Origin of the sequence: Rhodococcus sp. LB1 (genome assembly GCF_001583455.1) — a bacterium.
Classification (GTDB): Bacteria; Actinomycetota; Actinomycetes; order Mycobacteriales; family Mycobacteriaceae; genus Rhodococcus_F; species Rhodococcus_F opacus.
Window position 1 is genome coordinate 40581 of record NZ_LTCZ01000011.1, and the last position, 731, is coordinate 41311.

A 731-nucleotide genomic window follows, 5' to 3' on the forward strand; every position below is an offset into this window, starting at 1 on the left:
ATTAATTCCTTACAGTCACAATGCGTCCGGCACCTTTGCCAAGCGGCCCCGGGCAGGGAGGCGCCGATCGCCGACACGAGGCCGGCGTGGGCGTCGGAGGTCACCAACCGCACCCCGGACAGGCCGCGGGCCACCAGCGACCGGAAGAACGCCAACCAACCGGCCCCGTCCTCGGCGGAGGTGACCTCGATTCCCAGGATTTCCCGGTAACCCTCGGCGTTCACTCCGACCGCGACCAGGGCGTGCACGTTCACCACCCGCCCGTTCTCCCGGACCTTGAGGACGAGGGCGTCGGCGGCGACGAACGTGTACGGGCCGGCGTCGAGCGGCCGGCTACGGAACGCCTCCACCTGGGTGTCGAGGTCCCTCGCCATCACCGACACCTGGGATTTCGACAGCGAGGTGATACCGAGCGAGTCGACCAGTTTTTCCATCCGTCGGGTCGAGACACCGAGCAGGTAGCAGGTGGCCACCACCGACGTCAGGGCGCGTTCGGCACGCTTGCGGCGCTGCAGCAACCAGTCCGGAAAGTACGAGCCGGACCGCAGCTTCGGGATCGCCACGTCGAGAGTCCCGGCGCGGGTATCGAAAACCCGATGGCGATAGCCGTTCCGGGAGTTGGTGCGGTCCTCGGAGCGCTCACCGAAACCGGCGCCGCACAGGCTGTCGGCCTCGGCGCCCATCAGCGCATCGATGAACGTGGACAACAGACTGCGCAGCAGGTCGGGGCT

Annotated in this window: 1 protein-coding gene; it reads right to left on the reverse strand. The window is 67.7% G+C overall.

Translation table 11 applies throughout. From position 1 onward, the window contains the following. The coding region (locus tag AZG88_RS02230) for an IS256 family transposase (RefSeq protein ID WP_231913789.1) at positions 1-731 on the reverse strand (731 nt) is incomplete at both ends.